General features: G+C 54.4%; 15 protein-coding genes. 4 read left to right on the top strand and 11 right to left on the bottom strand.

The genetic code is table 11. The annotated features are described in order from the left end of the window. Window position 1 precedes the first annotated feature (1 nt). Genes GY169_RS15345 through GY169_RS15355 form a run of 3 tightly spaced genes read right to left on the bottom strand, consistent with a single transcriptional unit; the run spans window position 2 to window position 3,162 of the window. Window positions 2-724, bottom strand: coding sequence for a DsbA family protein (locus tag GY169_RS15345; protein WP_167576260.1), 723 nt, complete (start codon window positions 722-724; stop codon window positions 2-4). A gap of 3 nt (window positions 725-727) precedes the next feature. Further along, window positions 728-2,752 (bottom strand): protein-disulfide reductase DsbD family protein, encoded by a 2,025-nt coding sequence (locus GY169_RS15350; protein ID WP_167576261.1) that lies wholly within the window; start codon window positions 2,750-2,752, stop codon window positions 728-730. 47 nt (window positions 2,753-2,799) lie between these two features. After that, a complete protein-coding gene (locus GY169_RS15355; protein ID WP_163447887.1) occupies window positions 2,800-3,162 on the bottom strand; it encodes a hypothetical protein in 363 nt (120 codons plus the stop codon). 154 nt (window positions 3,163-3,316) lie between these two features. On the opposite strand from GY169_RS15355, the gene GY169_RS15360 reads away from it, so the two are divergent. After that, window positions 3,317-4,270, top strand: coding sequence for a hypothetical protein (locus GY169_RS15360; protein ID WP_167576262.1), 954 nt, complete (start codon window positions 3,317-3,319; stop codon window positions 4,268-4,270). A 23-nt stretch (window positions 4,271-4,293) separates the two neighbouring features. On the opposite strand, the gene surE is transcribed toward GY169_RS15360, so the two are convergent. Then, window positions 4,294-5,169, bottom strand: a complete 876-nt coding sequence (gene surE, locus GY169_RS15365; RefSeq protein ID WP_163448803.1) for a 5'/3'-nucleotidase SurE — start codon at window positions 5,167-5,169, stop codon at window positions 4,294-4,296. Window positions 5,170-5,670: 501 nt separating this feature from the next. Here surE and GY169_RS15370 point away from each other — a divergent pair. Beyond that, a complete protein-coding gene (locus GY169_RS15370) occupies window positions 5,671-6,462 on the top strand; it encodes a histidine phosphatase family protein (protein WP_163448804.1) in 792 nt (263 codons plus the stop codon). A gap of 60 nt (window positions 6,463-6,522) precedes the next feature. Continuing rightward, window positions 6,523-7,851, top strand: coding sequence for an OprD family outer membrane porin (locus GY169_RS15375; protein ID WP_167576263.1), 1,329 nt, complete (start codon window positions 6,523-6,525; stop codon window positions 7,849-7,851). 44 nt (window positions 7,852-7,895) lie between these two features. Here GY169_RS15375 and ansP read toward each other — a convergent pair whose 3' ends face one another. The 7 genes from ansP to GY169_RS15410 form a co-directional block, all read right to left on the bottom strand. Continuing rightward, the gene (gene ansP / locus GY169_RS15380) at window positions 7,896-9,338 is read right to left on the bottom strand and encodes an L-asparagine permease (RefSeq protein WP_163448603.1); all 1,443 of its coding nucleotides are present in this window, start codon (window positions 9,336-9,338) and stop codon (window positions 7,896-7,898) included. A gap of 421 nt (window positions 9,339-9,759) precedes the next feature. Next, on the bottom strand, window positions 9,760-10,353 hold the full coding sequence (locus tag GY169_RS15385; RefSeq protein ID WP_163448601.1) for a transporter: 594 nt from the start codon (window positions 10,351-10,353) through the stop codon (window positions 9,760-9,762). 162 nt (window positions 10,354-10,515) lie between these two features. Then, the gene (locus GY169_RS15390) at window positions 10,516-11,202 is read right to left on the bottom strand and encodes a hypothetical protein (protein ID WP_167576264.1); all 687 of its coding nucleotides are present in this window, start codon (window positions 11,200-11,202) and stop codon (window positions 10,516-10,518) included. A 120-nt stretch (window positions 11,203-11,322) separates the two neighbouring features. Further along, entirely contained in the window at window positions 11,323-12,429 is a 1,107-nt protein-coding gene (locus tag GY169_RS15395; protein WP_167576265.1) for a DUF4056 domain-containing protein, read from the bottom strand. Beyond that, window positions 12,429-13,559, bottom strand: a complete 1,131-nt coding sequence (locus GY169_RS15400; protein ID WP_167576266.1) for a BamA/TamA family outer membrane protein — start codon at window positions 13,557-13,559, stop codon at window positions 12,429-12,431. The genes GY169_RS15395 and GY169_RS15400 overlap by 1 nt, the downstream gene beginning before the upstream one ends. Then, the gene (locus tag GY169_RS15405; protein WP_163448593.1) at window positions 13,559-14,497 is read right to left on the bottom strand and encodes a porin family protein; all 939 of its coding nucleotides are present in this window, start codon (window positions 14,495-14,497) and stop codon (window positions 13,559-13,561) included. The genes GY169_RS15400 and GY169_RS15405 overlap by 1 nt, the downstream gene beginning before the upstream one ends. A 34-nt stretch (window positions 14,498-14,531) precedes the next feature. Beyond that, on the bottom strand, window positions 14,532-15,659 hold the full coding sequence (locus tag GY169_RS15410; protein WP_167576267.1) for a BamA/TamA family outer membrane protein: 1,128 nt from the start codon (window positions 15,657-15,659) through the stop codon (window positions 14,532-14,534). 298 nt (window positions 15,660-15,957) lie between these two features. Here GY169_RS15410 and GY169_RS15415 point away from each other — a divergent pair, with 298 nt between their 5' ends. Further along, window positions 15,958-17,052 (top strand): membrane-associated sensor domain-containing protein, encoded by a 1,095-nt coding sequence (locus tag GY169_RS15415; protein ID WP_163448590.1) that lies wholly within the window; start codon window positions 15,958-15,960, stop codon window positions 17,050-17,052. Window positions 17,053-17,148: the final 96 nt, after the last annotated feature.

Below are 17,148 nucleotides of genomic sequence, written 5' to 3' on the forward strand. Positions count from 1 at the left end.
TTTACTGTTTTTTCAGCGCTTCGCTGACCATTGCGTCAAATTGTTCATACGGGATCCAGCCCGACAGCAGTTCGCCGCCAATCAGCGTGGCGGGCGTGCCCTGAATCCCAAGCTGCTGCGCGACCGCCAGGCTTTTCTTCAGCGTTTCCAGGCTTTGTTCATCGGGCTTATCCACCACCACTGCGGCTTTCTTTTTCGCTTCAGCAATACTGGCATCATCGTGATAGCCCTTTCTCGCCATCAGGATATCGTTGAAGCGAAGGAACTGCTCAGGATGCGTACGCCACACGGTCAGCGCATCGCGTGCCGAGGTGACCGAACTTTCTGCGCGGTAAGGCAGAAACTTAAACACCACCGCCACGTCGGGGTATTTCGCCACGATCTTTGCCAGATACGGGTCAAATTTCTTGCAGTAAGGGCAGTTGTAATCGGTAAACACGACCAGCGTCAACCGGGGATGCGCCGTCCCGAAGCGCGGAGAGTTCGGGTCATTGAAGAGAAAGTCCTGGTGTTGCTTAAGGGCCGTCTGCAACTGCTCGCGATCGGCCTGTGCACTCTGCTGGTCGAGCTTTTCCGCCGCCGCGGCGAGGATTTCCGGATGGTTAAGCAAGGTCTCCTGCACCAGTTCCTGGACGCGCGCTTCCTGCGCGGGCGTCAGCGGCGGCGCGGCGAAGGCGCGCAACGAAGCAAGGAGCAGTAAGCCAAAAATCAGCGTGTTTTTCATGGGTTATTCACCTTTAACAGGGTTCAGGGCGCTCAGCAGGATCTTTTTGTCCAGCAGCGGCGGGAGGATCTCGCCGGTGGTTTGCCCCGGCCTGTAGACTTCATTGAAGGGGATGGCGAAGCGGTTACGTTTTTGCAGGAAAGCAGCGATGGCATCTGAGGGTTGGCTCCAGTCACCGCGTAGGGCTACCACATCAGGCGCATTCAGCGCGGCGATAATCTCCGGCTGATTCAATACCCGTATTTCATTCACTTTGCAGGTCACGCACCAGTCTGCCGAGATATCGACAAAGACCCGCTTCCCGTCCGCGACGGCCTGTGCAATTGCCGCTTCACTCAAGGGTTGCCAGCGGATCGCCGTTTCAGCCCTGGGCGCAGGCGAAGCCAGGAGGATCCCATGCAGTTGGTAACCGCTTAAGGCCGCCAGCAAAACCAGAACCACAAAGAAACTCGCTCCCCGACGTTTGGTTACGAAGATAAAAGCGAACAGCGCCAGCAGCGTGAGCGTCAGCACCATAACCCCGCTGATTCTGTCGCCGATATGCTGGGCAAGCAGCGTCGCCAGCCAAAGACTGGAGGCCAGCATCATCAATGCGAGCAGCGTTTTCACCCCGTTCATCCAGCGTCCTGGGCGCGGCAGCAGCAAGGCGATTTTCGGCACCATTGCCACCAGCAGCCACGGGAGGGCCATGCCGATACCGAGCGCGATAAAAATAAGCCACAGCGTCGTCAGCGGTGCGCCCAGCGCAAAGGCGACAGCGGTACCGAGAAACGGTGCCGAACAAGGCGTCGCCAGCAGCGTGGCAAAGACCCCTTCAAAGAAGCTGCCCAGCGTACCGTTGCCCCCTGCCGTCGCCATTCTGCCCGTCATCGTCGATGGCAGCAGCACGTTGAAAACGCCGAACAGATTGAGCGCAAACACAAAGGTGACGGCCACCATCAGGCCGATAAACCACGGGTTCTGGAACTGAATGCCCCAGCCGAGTGCCGCCCCCGTCAGCTTCAGCGCGGAGACCATCGCCGCCAGCAGCGCAAAGGAGAACAGGATCCCCGCGCTGGTCGCCAGAAAGCGCAGCCGGATCTTGCGCCTGTCCGTACCGGCATGCAGCACCGCGCTGAGCTTCATCCCCAGCACCGGCAGCACGCAGGGCATCAGATTGAGGAGCAGACCACCGAGCAGCGCAAACAGCAGCATCTGGCTCAGGCCGGTCGCCGTGTCATCGTGCAATGCAGCGCTATCAGGGCCGACCGTGAGGGTTGTTTGCTGCGCCCGGTCATGATTGGTGAGCACAAAGGAGAGCGTTTTCCCCGCCAGCGTCGCGGGGACTTCACCCCATTCGTCGGTGACCGGTACGGTCACGGTCAACGCCTTGCCGCGCGTTTGCACCTGAGGCTCTCCGGGCAGAATGCCCCCGTCCAGCGGATCGAAATAGATTTCCGGCGAGCGCCATTCGTCTGGCGTTGTTCCGCTAATCACCAGTTGCTTCCCTGCCAGATGTGCGCTGAGATCGGCGGAAACGCCGCTGCTGGCCGGAACCGTCCGCATCGCCTGTTCGAAGTCGTCCTGGAAGGTTTCGTCGGTGGGATGATTAAGATTAAGTTGCAGCGGGTAGTCTGTTAACAAGCAGACGTTGCTACAGGTGGACAGCGTGAGCGTTCCAGCCAGCGTATCCCCGAGGTTCCCGGTGATGATCATCGGAATCGCCACCCGCCGGTGGTAGCCTTGCGTGGTGAGCCCGGAAATGTCAAAGCGCGACGGTACCGGCCAGTACCACTGCGCCTTCTCGCCGTTCTGCCAGACTATCTCGGGCGCAACGCCCCCTTCCCCCGGCGAGCGCCAGTAGGTTTTCCAGCCGGACTGAAGTTCAACGGTCAGCAGACCGTACACTCGGCCCTCACCTCTTTCGGCCTGGAAACGAATGCGGGCGTGATCGTTTTGCGGGGAAGTTAACCACCCGCTATCCGCTGCGTGGGCAATGCCCGCGCAGTTGAGCAACAGGAGGAGGAATCCCCTGAAGATATTCAACATGTGTTTTCTCCGTAAATGAAAAATTTAATCGCTAAGACGGCGATGTTTTATTCACGGAAAACGCAGTTTTTGAGGTGTATTCGTAAGGTTGGCGGTCGCCGTGGCACGTCGCGAAAGACAAACGCGCGCACTTCGACAAACAGCGGCATCAGGGCCAGGAAGAGGATAACGGCGGGGAGCGCGCCGTCAAAGAACATCGGCTGGGCGCACAGTAGCGAGCTGGCGCTCAGCTGACACGGCGACGGGCCAAGTTCCGCTTCCGGCGTCGCCGGGCTGGAGAAGACCTGAACCGGGTTGCTGGCCTGCGCAAGAAAATGGTGCAGATAGACAGCCCGTTGGACCAGGCAGATAGCCATCGCCAGACAGGTCATCATCAACAGCCATTTTGCTACCAGCGGACGATTATGCATTATTCACCCAATCAATCAGGACCGACGAATCATAAACAATACTCAATGATCCGCAAGGGGGTGAGTGTAAGGTTTTGTCTGCTCCACCGCTGCGCTGAGCAAGAAATCCTGCTCTATAGTTAATCTATCTTCTCTGGTTGAGGCTGCTCGCGCCATGATTGCAGCATATCCCGGCATCACCCTACTCCTGCTCGCGTCGCTGGCATTCAGCCCGGATGCCGTAGCGGCGGAGGGCCAGCGGATCAAGCAGCGCGCCGACGCGGTGCTGACCTTAATGAGCTTTATGATCGTGCCGGATATCACCGCCAGCGATCTCAATATTGGCTCCGGTTCCGATGATAAAACCGAGCTCTCCATTACCCAGTTCGGCGGCGGCGCCACCATGGGGGAGTCCTTTCCGTTGTATCTGGAAGGCGCATTGGGCTACAGCCGTTATGATCCGCAGTTTGTGATCAGCGACGGCGACCAGAGCCGACGTATTCCTACCAAATGGAACAGCCTGACCACCACCGGCGGTATCGGCTGGGATTTCAACCTGCACCGCGACCGCTGGGGCGGCAATCTGGTGCTGCGTCCCATCGCCAACGTCATGCTCGGCACCATGGCCAGCGATCTGCGCGTGGGTGCCTGGGCGCTGGAGCGGCATAAAAACGCCGATTACGATTTCCTCGACGGCGGCCGACTCAATGCCTACGGGCTGGGCGGTTCGTTGATGCTCGACTATGAGCTTCTCTCCCCTGCGCAGGATATCGATGTGGAGTTGCGCTACACGGGAATGAATCTGCAAACCTTCGGCAGCACCTCTCGTGCCGTGGAAGGAAGCGCCACGGCGCAAAATCTGGGGCTGTATCTGCGCCGCCGTGCGCCATTGTTCGACTGGACGCTGCTGAAAAGCCCGGTGCGCTATGTGCTGGAGGGCGCGCACACCGAATACCTCGGCGAGCAGCGCGGCAAGCTCGGCTTCGATAGCCTGAGCTCGGTGGGACTGGGCATTGAAATGGACAGCAGCAAGTACCCGGTCTTTATTACCCGAACGCGGCTGGTGGCGCGCTATATGTTCGGCAACGGCACCAGCGGCTATGGCGTAGGGCTGGCAATGAGCTTTTAATGACCATCGCCACCCGCCACGTTTCAGGGATTCAGCAATGCCTTATATTGGGCTTCATACTGCGGCGCATTCCATGAACCATCGAAAATGGTGTAGGTGATATAGCCTTTATTCAGCCAACCAGAATCACTGTCGTCGAGTACCGGTTTTAGCGACTGCGGATTCATCGTCTGTTTCGCCGTACCGTCGGGCAGAATATCGTAGCCAATTTGGGCGACCGGGAAACGCTGATTATCGACATAGCGCACGCCTTTAATATCCGCCGACGCCAGCGCCGGATAGTTAATACTTAACCCGGTACCCGCAGGTAATAACGGCTGCCCTTTCACACGCTGACTATTCAGTTTATCCACAACGCCAACGACATAATCGACGGAGTCGGGCCAGTATTTATGCGTACTTGGCCATTTATTTTTCATCTCTTCGTCGGTAAACCGATAGCCAATACTGGCGGCAATGGCCGGGACGCCGTAGCGAACTGCGCGAGCGGCGGCGCTGACGGTTCCGGAATTCACCTGTGCCATCCCGGTATTCGGGCCGTCGTTGACGCCGGAAATCACTAAATCAGGCGCGGCCTCTTTCAGCAGGCCATGGAGTCCAAAATCGACCGAGTCCGCTGGCGTGCCCGGGAAGCAATAGCGCTGCTCGGCGACCTTTTTCACATCAAAGATTTTTCCCGTTTTGAAGGTAATGGCCGAGCCAATACCGCTTTGATTCGTGGCCGGAGCGACCATCCAGACATCATAGCCTTTTGCCTTAAGTTTATCCTGAAGCGATGTACTGCCCGGCGATTCACAGCCATCATCGTTGACGACCAATATTTTCAGCGGTGCCGCTCCGGCCTGAGCAGAAAAAGCGCATATAGCGAACAACGGGGCAATAACTTTCAGTAGATTCATCGTAACTCCTCGGATAAGGGGAACAGGTGCTTATGACAAGCAAAAAAAAACCTAAGACACCCGCCGCCCATGCAGAGCAACAAGTGTCTTAGGTTTTGCCTTATTTCAGTAACAATCCTGAGATGGCTGAGAAAGTACCGTCTAAGCCGCTCAAGATCCAGAGGGGCTATTCCTTTTCTGTGACCAGCATCATAATATCATGCCAGATTAAGCTGACATCCTCCCTGTTTTAATTTCACGCATAAGCCATTCTTTGGTTAAGCAGAGAAAAAATCACCTGACTAAATCATCCAAAAAAAAGACTTGAAGGCGATCACAAATATAAGCCCGAGATAAAATAATTACTGCCATTTAAAATTGATGGTGCTATTGTCCGGCAAAACTGGATTGTTACTGTTTGCAACAGGCAAAACCTGCGTCATTTCTCAAGCATGCTATTTTGATGATTGAGAAGGGGCGCGGGTTTTTTGTTTTTAATTAAAAATATAAAAAGGATACCCAATGAAAAAATGGCTGATTGCTTTAATGGCGCTTGCCAGCGCGGCGACCTGTTCTGCGGCAGATATTGCCCCCTCTGCCCACGATGATACCGTCACCCTCTATTTTGCCCGTCATGGTAAAACGCTGTTTAATACCTTCGATCGCGTTCAGGGCTGGGCCGATACGCCGCTGACCGAAGATGGCGTCCGGGTCGCCCGTTATCTTGGCGAAGGGTTAAAAGGGATCGCATTTGACCGCTATTACTCCAGCGACGCGGGACGCCAGCGCGAAACCATGGCGGTCATTCTCAAGCAAATGGGGGTCGCAAACTACCAGCTCAATGAGCTTCCCGGCCTGCGTGAAGCCTTCTTTGGCGGTTTTGAGGGCGGCTTCAATAAAGATATGGCGGAAGCCGGCGCACACGCGCTCGGATTAGCCGATAGCGCCGCGTTGTTCCAGGCGATGAAGGCGGGAACCCTGCCCGTGAAGGATTCACAGGACGCGCTGGCGAAAGCCGACCCGAAAGGGCTGGCAGAAAACTATGCGCAGGTAAAAGCCCGCACCCAGGCCGCGCTGGCGACTATCGTCAAGCAGGCGCAGGCGAACGGCGATAAAACCGTGCTGGCTATCTCGTCGGGCACATCGATGCAAATTATGATCTCCGATCTCACCGATTCGCCAGACAAAAATAAGCCGCTGGCTAACGCCGCCGTGGTCAAAATTATCTATAAAAACGGTCACTACAGCGTGCCGGAAATTGGCTCATTGCACTACGTCGAAACCGGTAAACAGCGTCTGAATAATCAAAAATAATATCTACATTGATAATACCGCGGGGATTCTTGCCCCCGCGAATCTATTCTGGGATCACACATGAAAATAACACCATTAGCAACAGCATTGCTTATGCTGATGCAAGGCTGCGCCATGTCAGCATGGGCCGCCGACAATCAAAATGAATACGCGTATCTGGATAACGCTTTTTTTCGTGATTCGTCGATGACCCTGTCATTAAAGAATTACTGGAAATATCTGAAGGAGGAGAATGCAAACCCCACACACGTGCACAATGCCTGGGGCCAGGGCGTGGCGGTGGATTACCAATCGGGCTATTTTGCCGATTTCATTGGCGTTGACGCCGTTTATTATGGCGCAGTGAAATTAGGCGCCAGTGATTATTTTAACTCCCGAGGCGTACTGTATAATAACGGCGAGGGTAATAAAAAAAGCAACGCCGAGGGATATTCAAAATTCGGCCAACGTAATATTAAGCTGAAATATAACGTTGCGGATACCCAGTTGAACGCCCGCTGGGGCTGGCAGGTACTGAAAAATTACGGCGTTATCTCCACCTCCAATCGCCTCTCGCCTACCACCTATTCGGGAATTAGCGGCGGCATCAGCAATGAGCATTTGACGCTACGCGGCGCCTATATCGAGAATTCAATGGACCGTAACTCGCCGGATAAAAAACAGTTGCAGACCAATACCGGAGAGAAAATTAACCATCTGGCGAGCGGCGAACTGTTGTGGAACAGCCAGTTGTTCAGCGCGCAATATGGCTACGGTGAGAGCGAAAATTATCTGCGCCGGCATCTGTTGTTTACCCAACTGCGGCCCGTCGAGCGTTTGAATATCGGCACGCAAATCTATGCAACCGAAGCGCTGGATAACTATCTGGCGATGCCCGCCAGCAAACGCGACTTCGATCATAACGCCTGGCATTTCGCCATCGACGCCAGCTGGCAGGCCGACCGCTGGAGTACGAAATGGGGTGTGGGCTATACCAGTGCCAAAAAAGAGAATGAAGTCGGCTTCTATCCCCGCCATATGAGTAAAAACTCACGCGGCACATTTATCTCAATGGCCTATGCCGGCGATGACTATATGCGCGATGGCGAACTGGTGCTGGCAAATATTTCCGACTATAAACTGACGCCGGATTTAGCTGTCGGGCTGGCGGGAAATATCGCGCAGTTTAACTACAAGAATAACCACGTACGTACCGGCGAAATTAGCGCCTTTACCCGCTGGACGCCTTCCGCGCCGCCGCTGAAGAATTTAACGGTTTGGCTGATGTTTGGCCCCGGCTGGTCGTATAAAACCAGCGGTAAAACGCCGGTGCTCACTAACGGCCACTATACGCGCACGCAGACGCTGTCCTCTGAAGCCATTATTGAATACCGTTTTCGGATGTTCTGAGAAAAGCAGGCCTGATAGGTTCACTATCAGGCCTGCAGGAGAGATTACGGCGCGGTGCGGTGAATTTCCGCCACGCGCTTGCGAACGCCAAACCAACCGGCGACCAGCAGAATAGCAATCAGCGGCAGCGCAGCGATGGTGTAGGTACCGTTCGGGTAGTCAAACGCCATCAGCACCAGCACGCTCAGCAGGAACAGCAGCGTCAGCCAGGAGGTAAACGGCGCCCCCGGCAGCTTAAAGCTGACGTCAGCGGCTTTGCCCTCTTTAATGGCTTTACGCAGACGCAGCTGGCAGACCATGATAAAGCCCCATGAAGCAATAATCCCCAGCGACGCGAAGTTCAGGACGATTTCAAACACCTGAGACGGCACCAGATAGTTGAGGAATACGCCCACCACGTAAACCACCAGCGTGGCCATAATCCCGGCATACGGCACCTGCTGACGGCTCATTTTGCTCATAAACTTCGGCGCGGATCCGCCCATCGCCATCGAGCGCAGAATACGCCCGGTGCAGTACAGGCCCGAGTTCAGGCTGGAGAGCGCGGCGGTCAGGACCACGATGTTCATAATGCTGCCGATGTACGGCACGCCCAGCTTCGAGAAGAAGGTGACGAACGGGCTTTGCCCCGCCTGGTAGGCGGTCCACGGCAACAGCAGGACCAGCAGCACCACGGAGCCGACGTAGAACAGACCAATACGCCAGATCACGCTGTTGATGGCGCGCGGCACCATGGTCTGCGGATCTTTACACTCGCCGGCCGCGGTACCGACCAGTTCAATCGAGGCAAAGGCGAAAACCACGCCCTGTACCAACACCAACGCGGGCAGCAGGCCATGCGGGAAGAAACCGCCGTTGTCGGTAATCAGATGGAAACCGGTCGCATTGCCGTCCAGCGGCTTGCCGCTGCCCAGATAGACGGTACCCACCACGAGGAAGACAACAATGGCCAGCACTTTGATGAGCGCAAACCAGAACTCCATTTCGGCGAACCACTTAACGCCAATCATGTTCATGGTGCCCACCACCGCCAGCGCGCCAAGCGCGAAGACCCACTGCGGAACGTCGCCAAATGCGCCCCAGTAGTGCATATAGAGCGCCACGGCGGTGATATCAACGATGCCGGTCATCGCCCAGTTGACGAAATACATCCAGCCCGCCACGTAGGCGGCTTTTTCGCCGAGAAATTCACGGGCATAGGAGACGAAGCTGCCGCTGGAAGGACGATGCAGCACCAGTTCACCAAGGGCGCGAAGAATAAAGAATGAAAAAATACCGCATACCAGATACACCAGCGCCAACGCCGGGCCAGCCATTTGCAGGCGCGCGCCAGCCCCGAGAAACAGGCCGGTACCAATGGCCCCGCCGATCGCAATCATCTGCACCTGACGGTTTCCCATGGCTTTGTGGTACCCCTCTTCGTGGGCATTCAGCCAGCGTCTTTTCGCCGCGTGTTGCTCCGCGGCTTGAGTGTTTTGTGTTTCCATTTTCCCTGTTACCTGTCTGATTTAAGGAGATTTCAGGTCGTCGCGAACGGAACGCGAGCCACGACGATCAATGCGATTTTTCCCGTCATTCTGTGTAGAGATAAAATCGCCGCGAAGCATCCTACCTGCAATTAATAAGCGGTGCAAAACATACGCGGTCGTCAGAGCGCTCCGGAACGAACAAAGCGTCGTCATCAGCGGTCATGACAGCGGTTTTAACTGTGCGATAGAGAAAAACAGGAAAATATCGGGAAGGTAAACACTTCGTGCTTAACAATGAAGGGAAATATTGATTCCGCCTGCTTTCGCCTGTCGGTAAGGCGAAACGGCCTCGTCATCGAGACCGTTGCATAAAAGAGATGAATCACATCATTGAGTTAATTTCGTGACAGGTAATTTTTACGGAAAGAAATATTCCGCATCAGGATTTGCGACGTTCAGGAAGAATATTTACCGATGCCATCAGACAGATAATATAACCAAACAGCTCGCTCCCCTCTTCCACCATATTTTTGACAATACGGACGTAGCCATCCTGCAAAATAGACTGCCAGAGTATCGACATACCGAACAAACGGGAAAAGACGAGAATCGCCAGTAGACCGGCAATCATTAATCCATATGACGGCGTCGTGGTATATTCAGCCAGCTGTGCCAGCACCCGTTGCGGCTGACGAAATGCGTAGTAGAGGGTCGCCAGGCTTACCGCCAGCGCGAACCACAGCCAGCTCCCATGCCGGATGAGGTCAAACACCGCGTCAAGCTCACGGATCAGCATGGCAAGGAAAAAACCGGCGATCAGAATATTGCACTGGCGCATTGCGCTGTGTTTCCACCCGCGTACAAGGTGCACCATGATAATGATAAAGAGAATACTTTCCTGAACAATTTCAGTGAATGAGTCTTCGGTCAGACCATTTTTGATTATATTCACATCAACATGCAGGCACAGTACGACAACGACTACCGCCAGGGCTAAAAATACAACACGAAAAAGTAAGCTAACTAAAATCATAAAAGTCACTGCATCTTACCAAAACTTTATTTTACAGTGAGGTTTATCTGACAACTTGTCCATCTGTGCCACATAGCCGTGATATTTAACAATTATTGCGCTATTGCCGGCAAACGTTTATTTCCCGACCTTGTTAAATAATAGTCGATGCGCGGCCCGGCATTATATTGCGCTATTTTCGTACTCGTAGCGGCAGATGGTGTTAATCCCACGTTCGGGGCTTTTGACCCCCGTGTGCAGGTACAGCGCTTTTGCTTCGTGTACCCAGAAGCTGCCGCCGGCTCGCGCCTGCGCGTTAAACAGCGTTGCCTGCGGATACATCGTACGCAAATTGCCTTTACTGAAACCAAACCATTTACGGGACACGTCCCTCAGTTCGCGAGTGGTAAGCAGCCGCCCGCCCTGGCGCGCGCAGCGCTCACGAGCCTGCACAAAGTTATCATCCACCGCGCCGTCGCCCATAAGCCAGGTGGAGACCGTAAAGTCGTAGCGCTGGGAATTGCCGCTCTTACGGTTATGCAGCGTCAACGTCCCCGCCCTTTCATGCGCCAGCGGCTGTCGTACCATCCGCAGCGTAACCCGCCCTTCATGATGGGCATCGATTTTCAGCCAACTGTGATTAAAGCTGAAGACCACGTCATTAAGATTCAACGCCTCGTGGTTGCTGCTCATGGTCACGATCGCACCGGTAAATCCGGCGCTCAGTATGCTGGCCGTGCGAAAACCTGGCGTGCTGGGGGCATGAAAGCTGATACGCTGAAAATAATCCGTCTGCGCTTCAGGCGCGGCATAAACGACGAGCGGCGATAACAACGAGATAAGGGCCGAAGCCCGAAACAGGGTTTTCATCTGCATTCTTACCTTTGTCACGGATGGCAGTGGCAACGTTGCAGAAAGAATAATGTGAGCAATTGATAAATAAAGAAAATTTACACATTCTGACGGTAATGCGCGGTGTTTATCGCCGGATTACTTCTGAATGCGCTCAAGTTGCACTTTATCCGCCGCCTGCGCCTTATCGGCCAGCCCCTGGAACTGAGACGGATCGTAGTAGGAGGCGGGGGCCGGAAGTTGCTGCATATCATCACCGGGGTAGATTTGCAGCGCCCCCAGACGCGACAGCTGATACCCCTCAACCACTTTCGGCATCGTTAGCTGGTACGGCGCGGTTTTCTCAGCTGGCACAGGCATGGGTAATCGGTTGTTCTCCAGGTTGTAGTTGCGCTTCAGCACCAGGAATTTATCCGGTACCCGCCGTTTACTGTTCCACCAGTAACCATCGAGTTCACGGAATTTCTGCTCCGTTTCGCTTTGCGTCGCCACATCTAACGCCAACAGGACGCGATGCAGCTCATCGGTCATGGCGGCGTTGAACGCCTCCACGGAATGGCCCTTGCCCTGTAATATCACCGTGATCGCCATTCGCGCGCCCAGGAGATTCGAGTAGAGATCCTCCGGCGAGAATGCCGAAATTTCTTCCGGAAACCCGGGGACAGACTCAAAACCGTACCACTGGGCGATCTCATGCCACTGTGCCAGCTCGAAGGCCAGATGAGCGGATAGCCACGCCGCCAGGGTATACCGCGAGATCATTGAGGCCGGAGGGGTGAACGCGTTCAACTGCAACCGGCGAACTCCCAGTTCGTTGCTATAAAAATAGCGCCAGCGCTGGCCTAGCTTGGGGTAGAGCTGGCTGAAGATGAAGAAAGTGTTATCCGCCGTATCGCGCACGTGGGCAATATCAATAAACCCACCGCGATGAGTATAGATAAGCCCATTCTGCTCATCGCTCAGCCCGACCAGATTTTTCACCGCCCCCAGCGCGCTGTCGTTGTAACGGTGCTCGCCCAGCGTGTCTAACGTCAGCACGTTGCCAATCTGATAAAACGGCACCGGTACACCAACGGCTCTGACGTGCAGGTCATGACCAAAAGCGCAGCACGGGCGCAGTGACTCCGGCGGCGAAAGGCTTGCGGCAACCGGGGCGATTTTCCTCGCCTGCTGGACAGGAAAAAGCATGTCATTCGCCTGCGCGCCCGTGACCGCAAGCGTAAGAAGAAGTAGCCATTTCATCATCAGAATGCCTCCGCCACCTGGAAATAAAATCCGGCGCTCTCTTTGCCAAAACCGAGATCCAGCCGAATGTTCATGGCGGGTTTCACCTCAAAACGATAGCCCACGCCCGCGGTCGGCAGCAGCGGATGATGGCTTAAATCACCAATATCGCTGCCCAGCGCGCCAGCGCCCAGCCACACCACGTACCCGTGACGCCAGTTCAGCTTTCGTCGGTATTCTACCTGCCCGCTCACGACATCATTGTCGCGATAACGCCCCTGATAATAGCCGCGCAGTCGGCGGTCATCGCCGGCCATCGACAGCATGTCCCAGGGAACATCACCGCGAGTAAAGCGCCCCCAAACGTCAAATGCCAGCACCGCTTTTTCATTCAACAGGTGATAGACGTTATATTGCAGCTCGGTGGCGGTAAAGTGGCTGTCTGAGCCAACGGAAGGATCGAACCAGGTATACTCGGCTTTAAAAAACTGCCCGTGCTCCGGGCGCGTCACCACATCCCGCGAGTCGTAGTTAACGCTGACGGTAGCCCCCGAAGAGAGCGGCGAGGTTGATGCATCGTAATGAGAAAATCGGTCGCCTTCGTGCGGCGAGTCAACGCTGGCCTGCATCGAAGAAAAATCCCACCCGGCGCCAATATAGAAATTGTCGATCACTTCGCGCATCAGTACCGGACGCAAACGTACCGAATTATTGGTGTAAACCTGAGCGCTCCCCTGCGCCGCGTCGTAGCCAATGCCCCAGAACCCCGTCGGAACTTTGGTTATCGCCCCATCGACAAACAGCCGCCAGCGATCATCGGTAAAAAAGGTATAATTGTTGACACCCATACCCAGTGCGCCGCTGGCGCTGATAAAACCGGTGAAGGAAAGCGAGGAGTTCTGCGTGCGGCTATCGTGGGGATCCACGCGGTAAAGCCCCGCGACGGCCATTCCCACGCCCAGTTTCAGTTCAGGCGTATAAAAGGGGCCGGGTAGCACGCTCCAGTTAATGCCTTTGGCAGGATCGTATTGGTTATCCGCGCCAAGCGATGAAAGCAATTCATCCACTGATTTTTGGTCGAGCCATACCGCGCCTGCTGGCAGGGCCATCAGCATCAGCGTGCTGGTCAGCAACAAGCGGCAGCTGTTCATCAGAAGCGATATTCACCGGCAATGAAAAAACTATTGCGCTCGTTAAAGCCAATCTCGGTCAGGAGATTGAAGTGCGGCGTCATTTCATACTGCGTGCCGACCAGCATATTCCATGGCGAAGTGAGGCGCTGCTTGACGCGAAATCGTCCCTCCCCGTTCTGGTTCACCGCGTTAATCAGCGGCTGAAGCGTGGCGGGCATCTTCAGGTCTTCCAGGCTGCCTTTAAACTCCTGCTGGACATCCTGATACATGCTGCCCAACCAGAGACTCAGATGTGATGGCCCCACCGGACCTTCGAAACTAAAGCGATAACCTACGCGCGGAGAAACCGTCAGGGCAGAGATCTTACCGTCCAGAATATCGAAATCGGTGCGCGTATAGTTGGTATCCACCAGCGCGAACCAGTTCTGGTAGCCACCGGCCAGGGTAATTCCGGTTCCCCAGGTGGTGCCTTTGAAATCGAGGGTGAAATCAATATTTTGCAACTGACCGCTCTCGTAAAGCTGATGCACAGACCCGGCGATAAGGCGATCCAGTCCGCGGTAACGCGAGGGATCCGCATTGACGGAAACGTTCGAGACCGACGAGCCGCGTGAGTGCCCCACCAGCCCATAAACGTTGAGGAATGGGAATACCCACATATCCAGACGCAGCGTTTCCGTTTTACTTTGCTCACGCGTGTGCCCGGCATCAATATCGAACATGTCGACGGGAATGGGGTGATCGCCTAACGCCAGTCCCGAAAAACTGATGCTCTGGACATCAATATTCTGCCGCATATTCATATAGTTGAGGTTGACGCCAAACGGCAACGGAATCGCATAGCCTCGCGCCCGCGCCTCGTCGCCCCAGATAGGAAAAGTTCGCTCCTCGCTTTCGGCTGCGGCGGCCAGGCCGGAGAACAAGATTAGCGGCACTACGGTGTTTATCCATCTCATCGGTCTTCTTCCCATTTGTTCAAAGGCCCCTCATTTACAGACCCGAGCCCACGTTGAAATAGACGGCCTGCTCGCTATCGCTAAAGGCCACATCAATACCGGTGTGCAAACCATATTCACGCGCAATCAGATAGCGGAACCCGGTGCCCCACGCCACCTCGGCGCTGCGGTACAGGTCAGCGCTGCTACTGGCGGCGCTGCCCGCGCCGATAAAACCCTGCACTATCCAGCGCGGCGTAACCCGCCAGGCAAGCTGCGTCTGTACAGTGCTGACGTCATTGCCCTGATAGCGATAGCGGGAAATGCCGCGCAGCGCGATGTAGGGTCGCGCCATCGGCGGCAGGTGGTTATCCTGAGGTGAGAGTGTTTGATAGTTTCCCGCCAGAGAGAGCATCCATTCCGGGTTAAGCGGAATAAAAAACTTGCCATCCAGAGTCAATAAGTCGTAACGATAATCGCCGCCGAGCGCGCTACCGTAAAATTGATACTCGCCGTTCAGCGAGACGCCCTCTGACGGCCAGAAGAAGTTGTCGGTGGTATCATATTCCGCGACCACGCCAAGGCTCGATGAGATACTGCTGTCACCCAACACGCGCTGCCAGGCACGATCAATCAGGGGATTATTTTTGGCGGAAATGTCCATTCTGGCCCAAAATTGCGATGCGCCGAGAAACATCGGCGTATCGCCGAGTCGAAACAGCAGTTTCTGCATACCACCGTAGCCTTGAGTGGCGGTGTTGATCGCGCGATGCGAGTCAAAACCCGCAACGTCGCCAGTATAAATATCAAGATTGATATCAGCGTACCCACCGGCAACAAGGTAGCGAATATGGTCATCCTGCCAGGTGCGTCGGTGCCCACCGCCGACAAACCAGCTGCCGTTTTGCGTTCCGCCGCCGCCAAAGGCGCTTATCGCCGGTGGCGTATAGCGGCCATTATTCACCTTGCCTTTCCCGTGTAAAAACAGGCCGAATAGTCCGCCGCCGTAACCGACGGCCGGTTCAGTAATCACCACGGGGACCGGAAGAAAACCATAGGGGTTATCCTGCAAATAGCGGCTCATATCGAGCATGCCATCTTCGGGATCGAAAAGAGTGCTGGCTTCAGCCGGGCAAAGCGCCAAAGACAATAGCAATATTATCCATCGCCGCAATTGCGCCATAGCCATCACCCAGAAGAAATAATTATTGTTATTTTTCAGCGCAGAAGACTGCCTGAGCCCTCTGCTCTTCTGAGCTTAGACCAGACTTTGTTTAATTCAAGCAGGCCAACAGAAGAGATGAACCCAGGGGGAATATAGCGTTCATCTTATATGTAGAAGGTTCATCGCCCGAACTGTTGACACGCTATTTTATGTTTATTATTGGATTCATAATAAAATCAAAAGGTAGCGATTACGCAGTAAGATGTTTATATTTCTATAATTCAATAAGTCCCCTTATCCAGGTAGAGAACGGAACATGACGAAAACCCTTTCAGGGGATAAGCAAAACCTCGACATCGTTAACTCGTGGGGCTATATCTGGTTTCTTACGCTGAACGTCGTGTTCTGTCTGTGGCTGCTCGCCAGCAATTTGCTCAACAATATTCATTTTATCGCCAGCGATACGCTCAACTCTCTGTGTATGGCGACGATTTTTTTCTCCGTCATCGGGCTAGTACTCAGGCAGGTCATTCACCGCGAGCAACTGGCGACGATACTGCCGCTCCATGTGTTGATTTTAGGCCTGTTGTGGGCCGGTATGTTTTACCTGATGGTGAAGCAGAACAACACGCCGGCGCTGTCGCTCTCACTGCTGATCATCATACTGCTCCCGGCGACCATATCATTTTACATTTCTGGTAAGATACTGTTGTTATTCAGTATTCCTATCGCCACTTCCATGTTGTTGAGCGAGCTTGCGACATTTGAGAAATTCAATATGCTGCAAATTGCAGGCTCCATTATTATTTTTATCGTCGTGATCACCGCACGCTACATTCTGCTGGAATGGTATCTGCGTACCCAAAGAAGCGAGTACGCAAAAAATCTGTTAATCAAGAAGCTCACCCGCCTGGCACATCGTGACGCATTAACAGGGTTGTTTAATAAAGGCAGCCTGGCTGTTCATTTCGCCGACCACGCGAAACGGCTCTCTTTATCCGATGAGAAGCTGTTCATGATCATTATGGATATTGATTTTTTCAAACAGTACAACGATCTGTACGGCCATATTGCGGGTGATGCCTGCTTAATCAAGACGGCGAAATGCATTAGCCAGTCCTTACGTCAATCTTCAGATACCGCATTTCGTTTTGGCGGCGAGGAGTTTGTTATCCTGGCCCGTTGCCATCATGCAGACGATGCCGTCAATATTGCAGAACGTATCCGCAACGCTATTTCCGCAGCAAAAATCCCGCATAAGGGATCACAAATTTCGGCGTATCTGACCGCCAGCTTTGGTGTCGCGCAATGGTCTGCGCAAGATTCTCTGGAGACATTAACGGAACATGCCGATAAGGAACTCTACAAAGCCAAAAAGGCCGGGAGAAACCGCGTGTCGTTCGCTCGTTAAATCAGTTGATACACCAGACGCACCAGGCAAGATAATCATGGGAAATGCTTCCCACATTTCTTCTTATTTCAGAAGAAATTCATGCCTATTCCAAAA

Origin of the sequence: Kluyvera genomosp. 3 (assembly GCF_011765685.1) — a bacterium.
Classification (GTDB): Bacteria; Pseudomonadota; Gammaproteobacteria; order Enterobacterales; family Enterobacteriaceae; genus Kluyvera; species Kluyvera georgiana_A.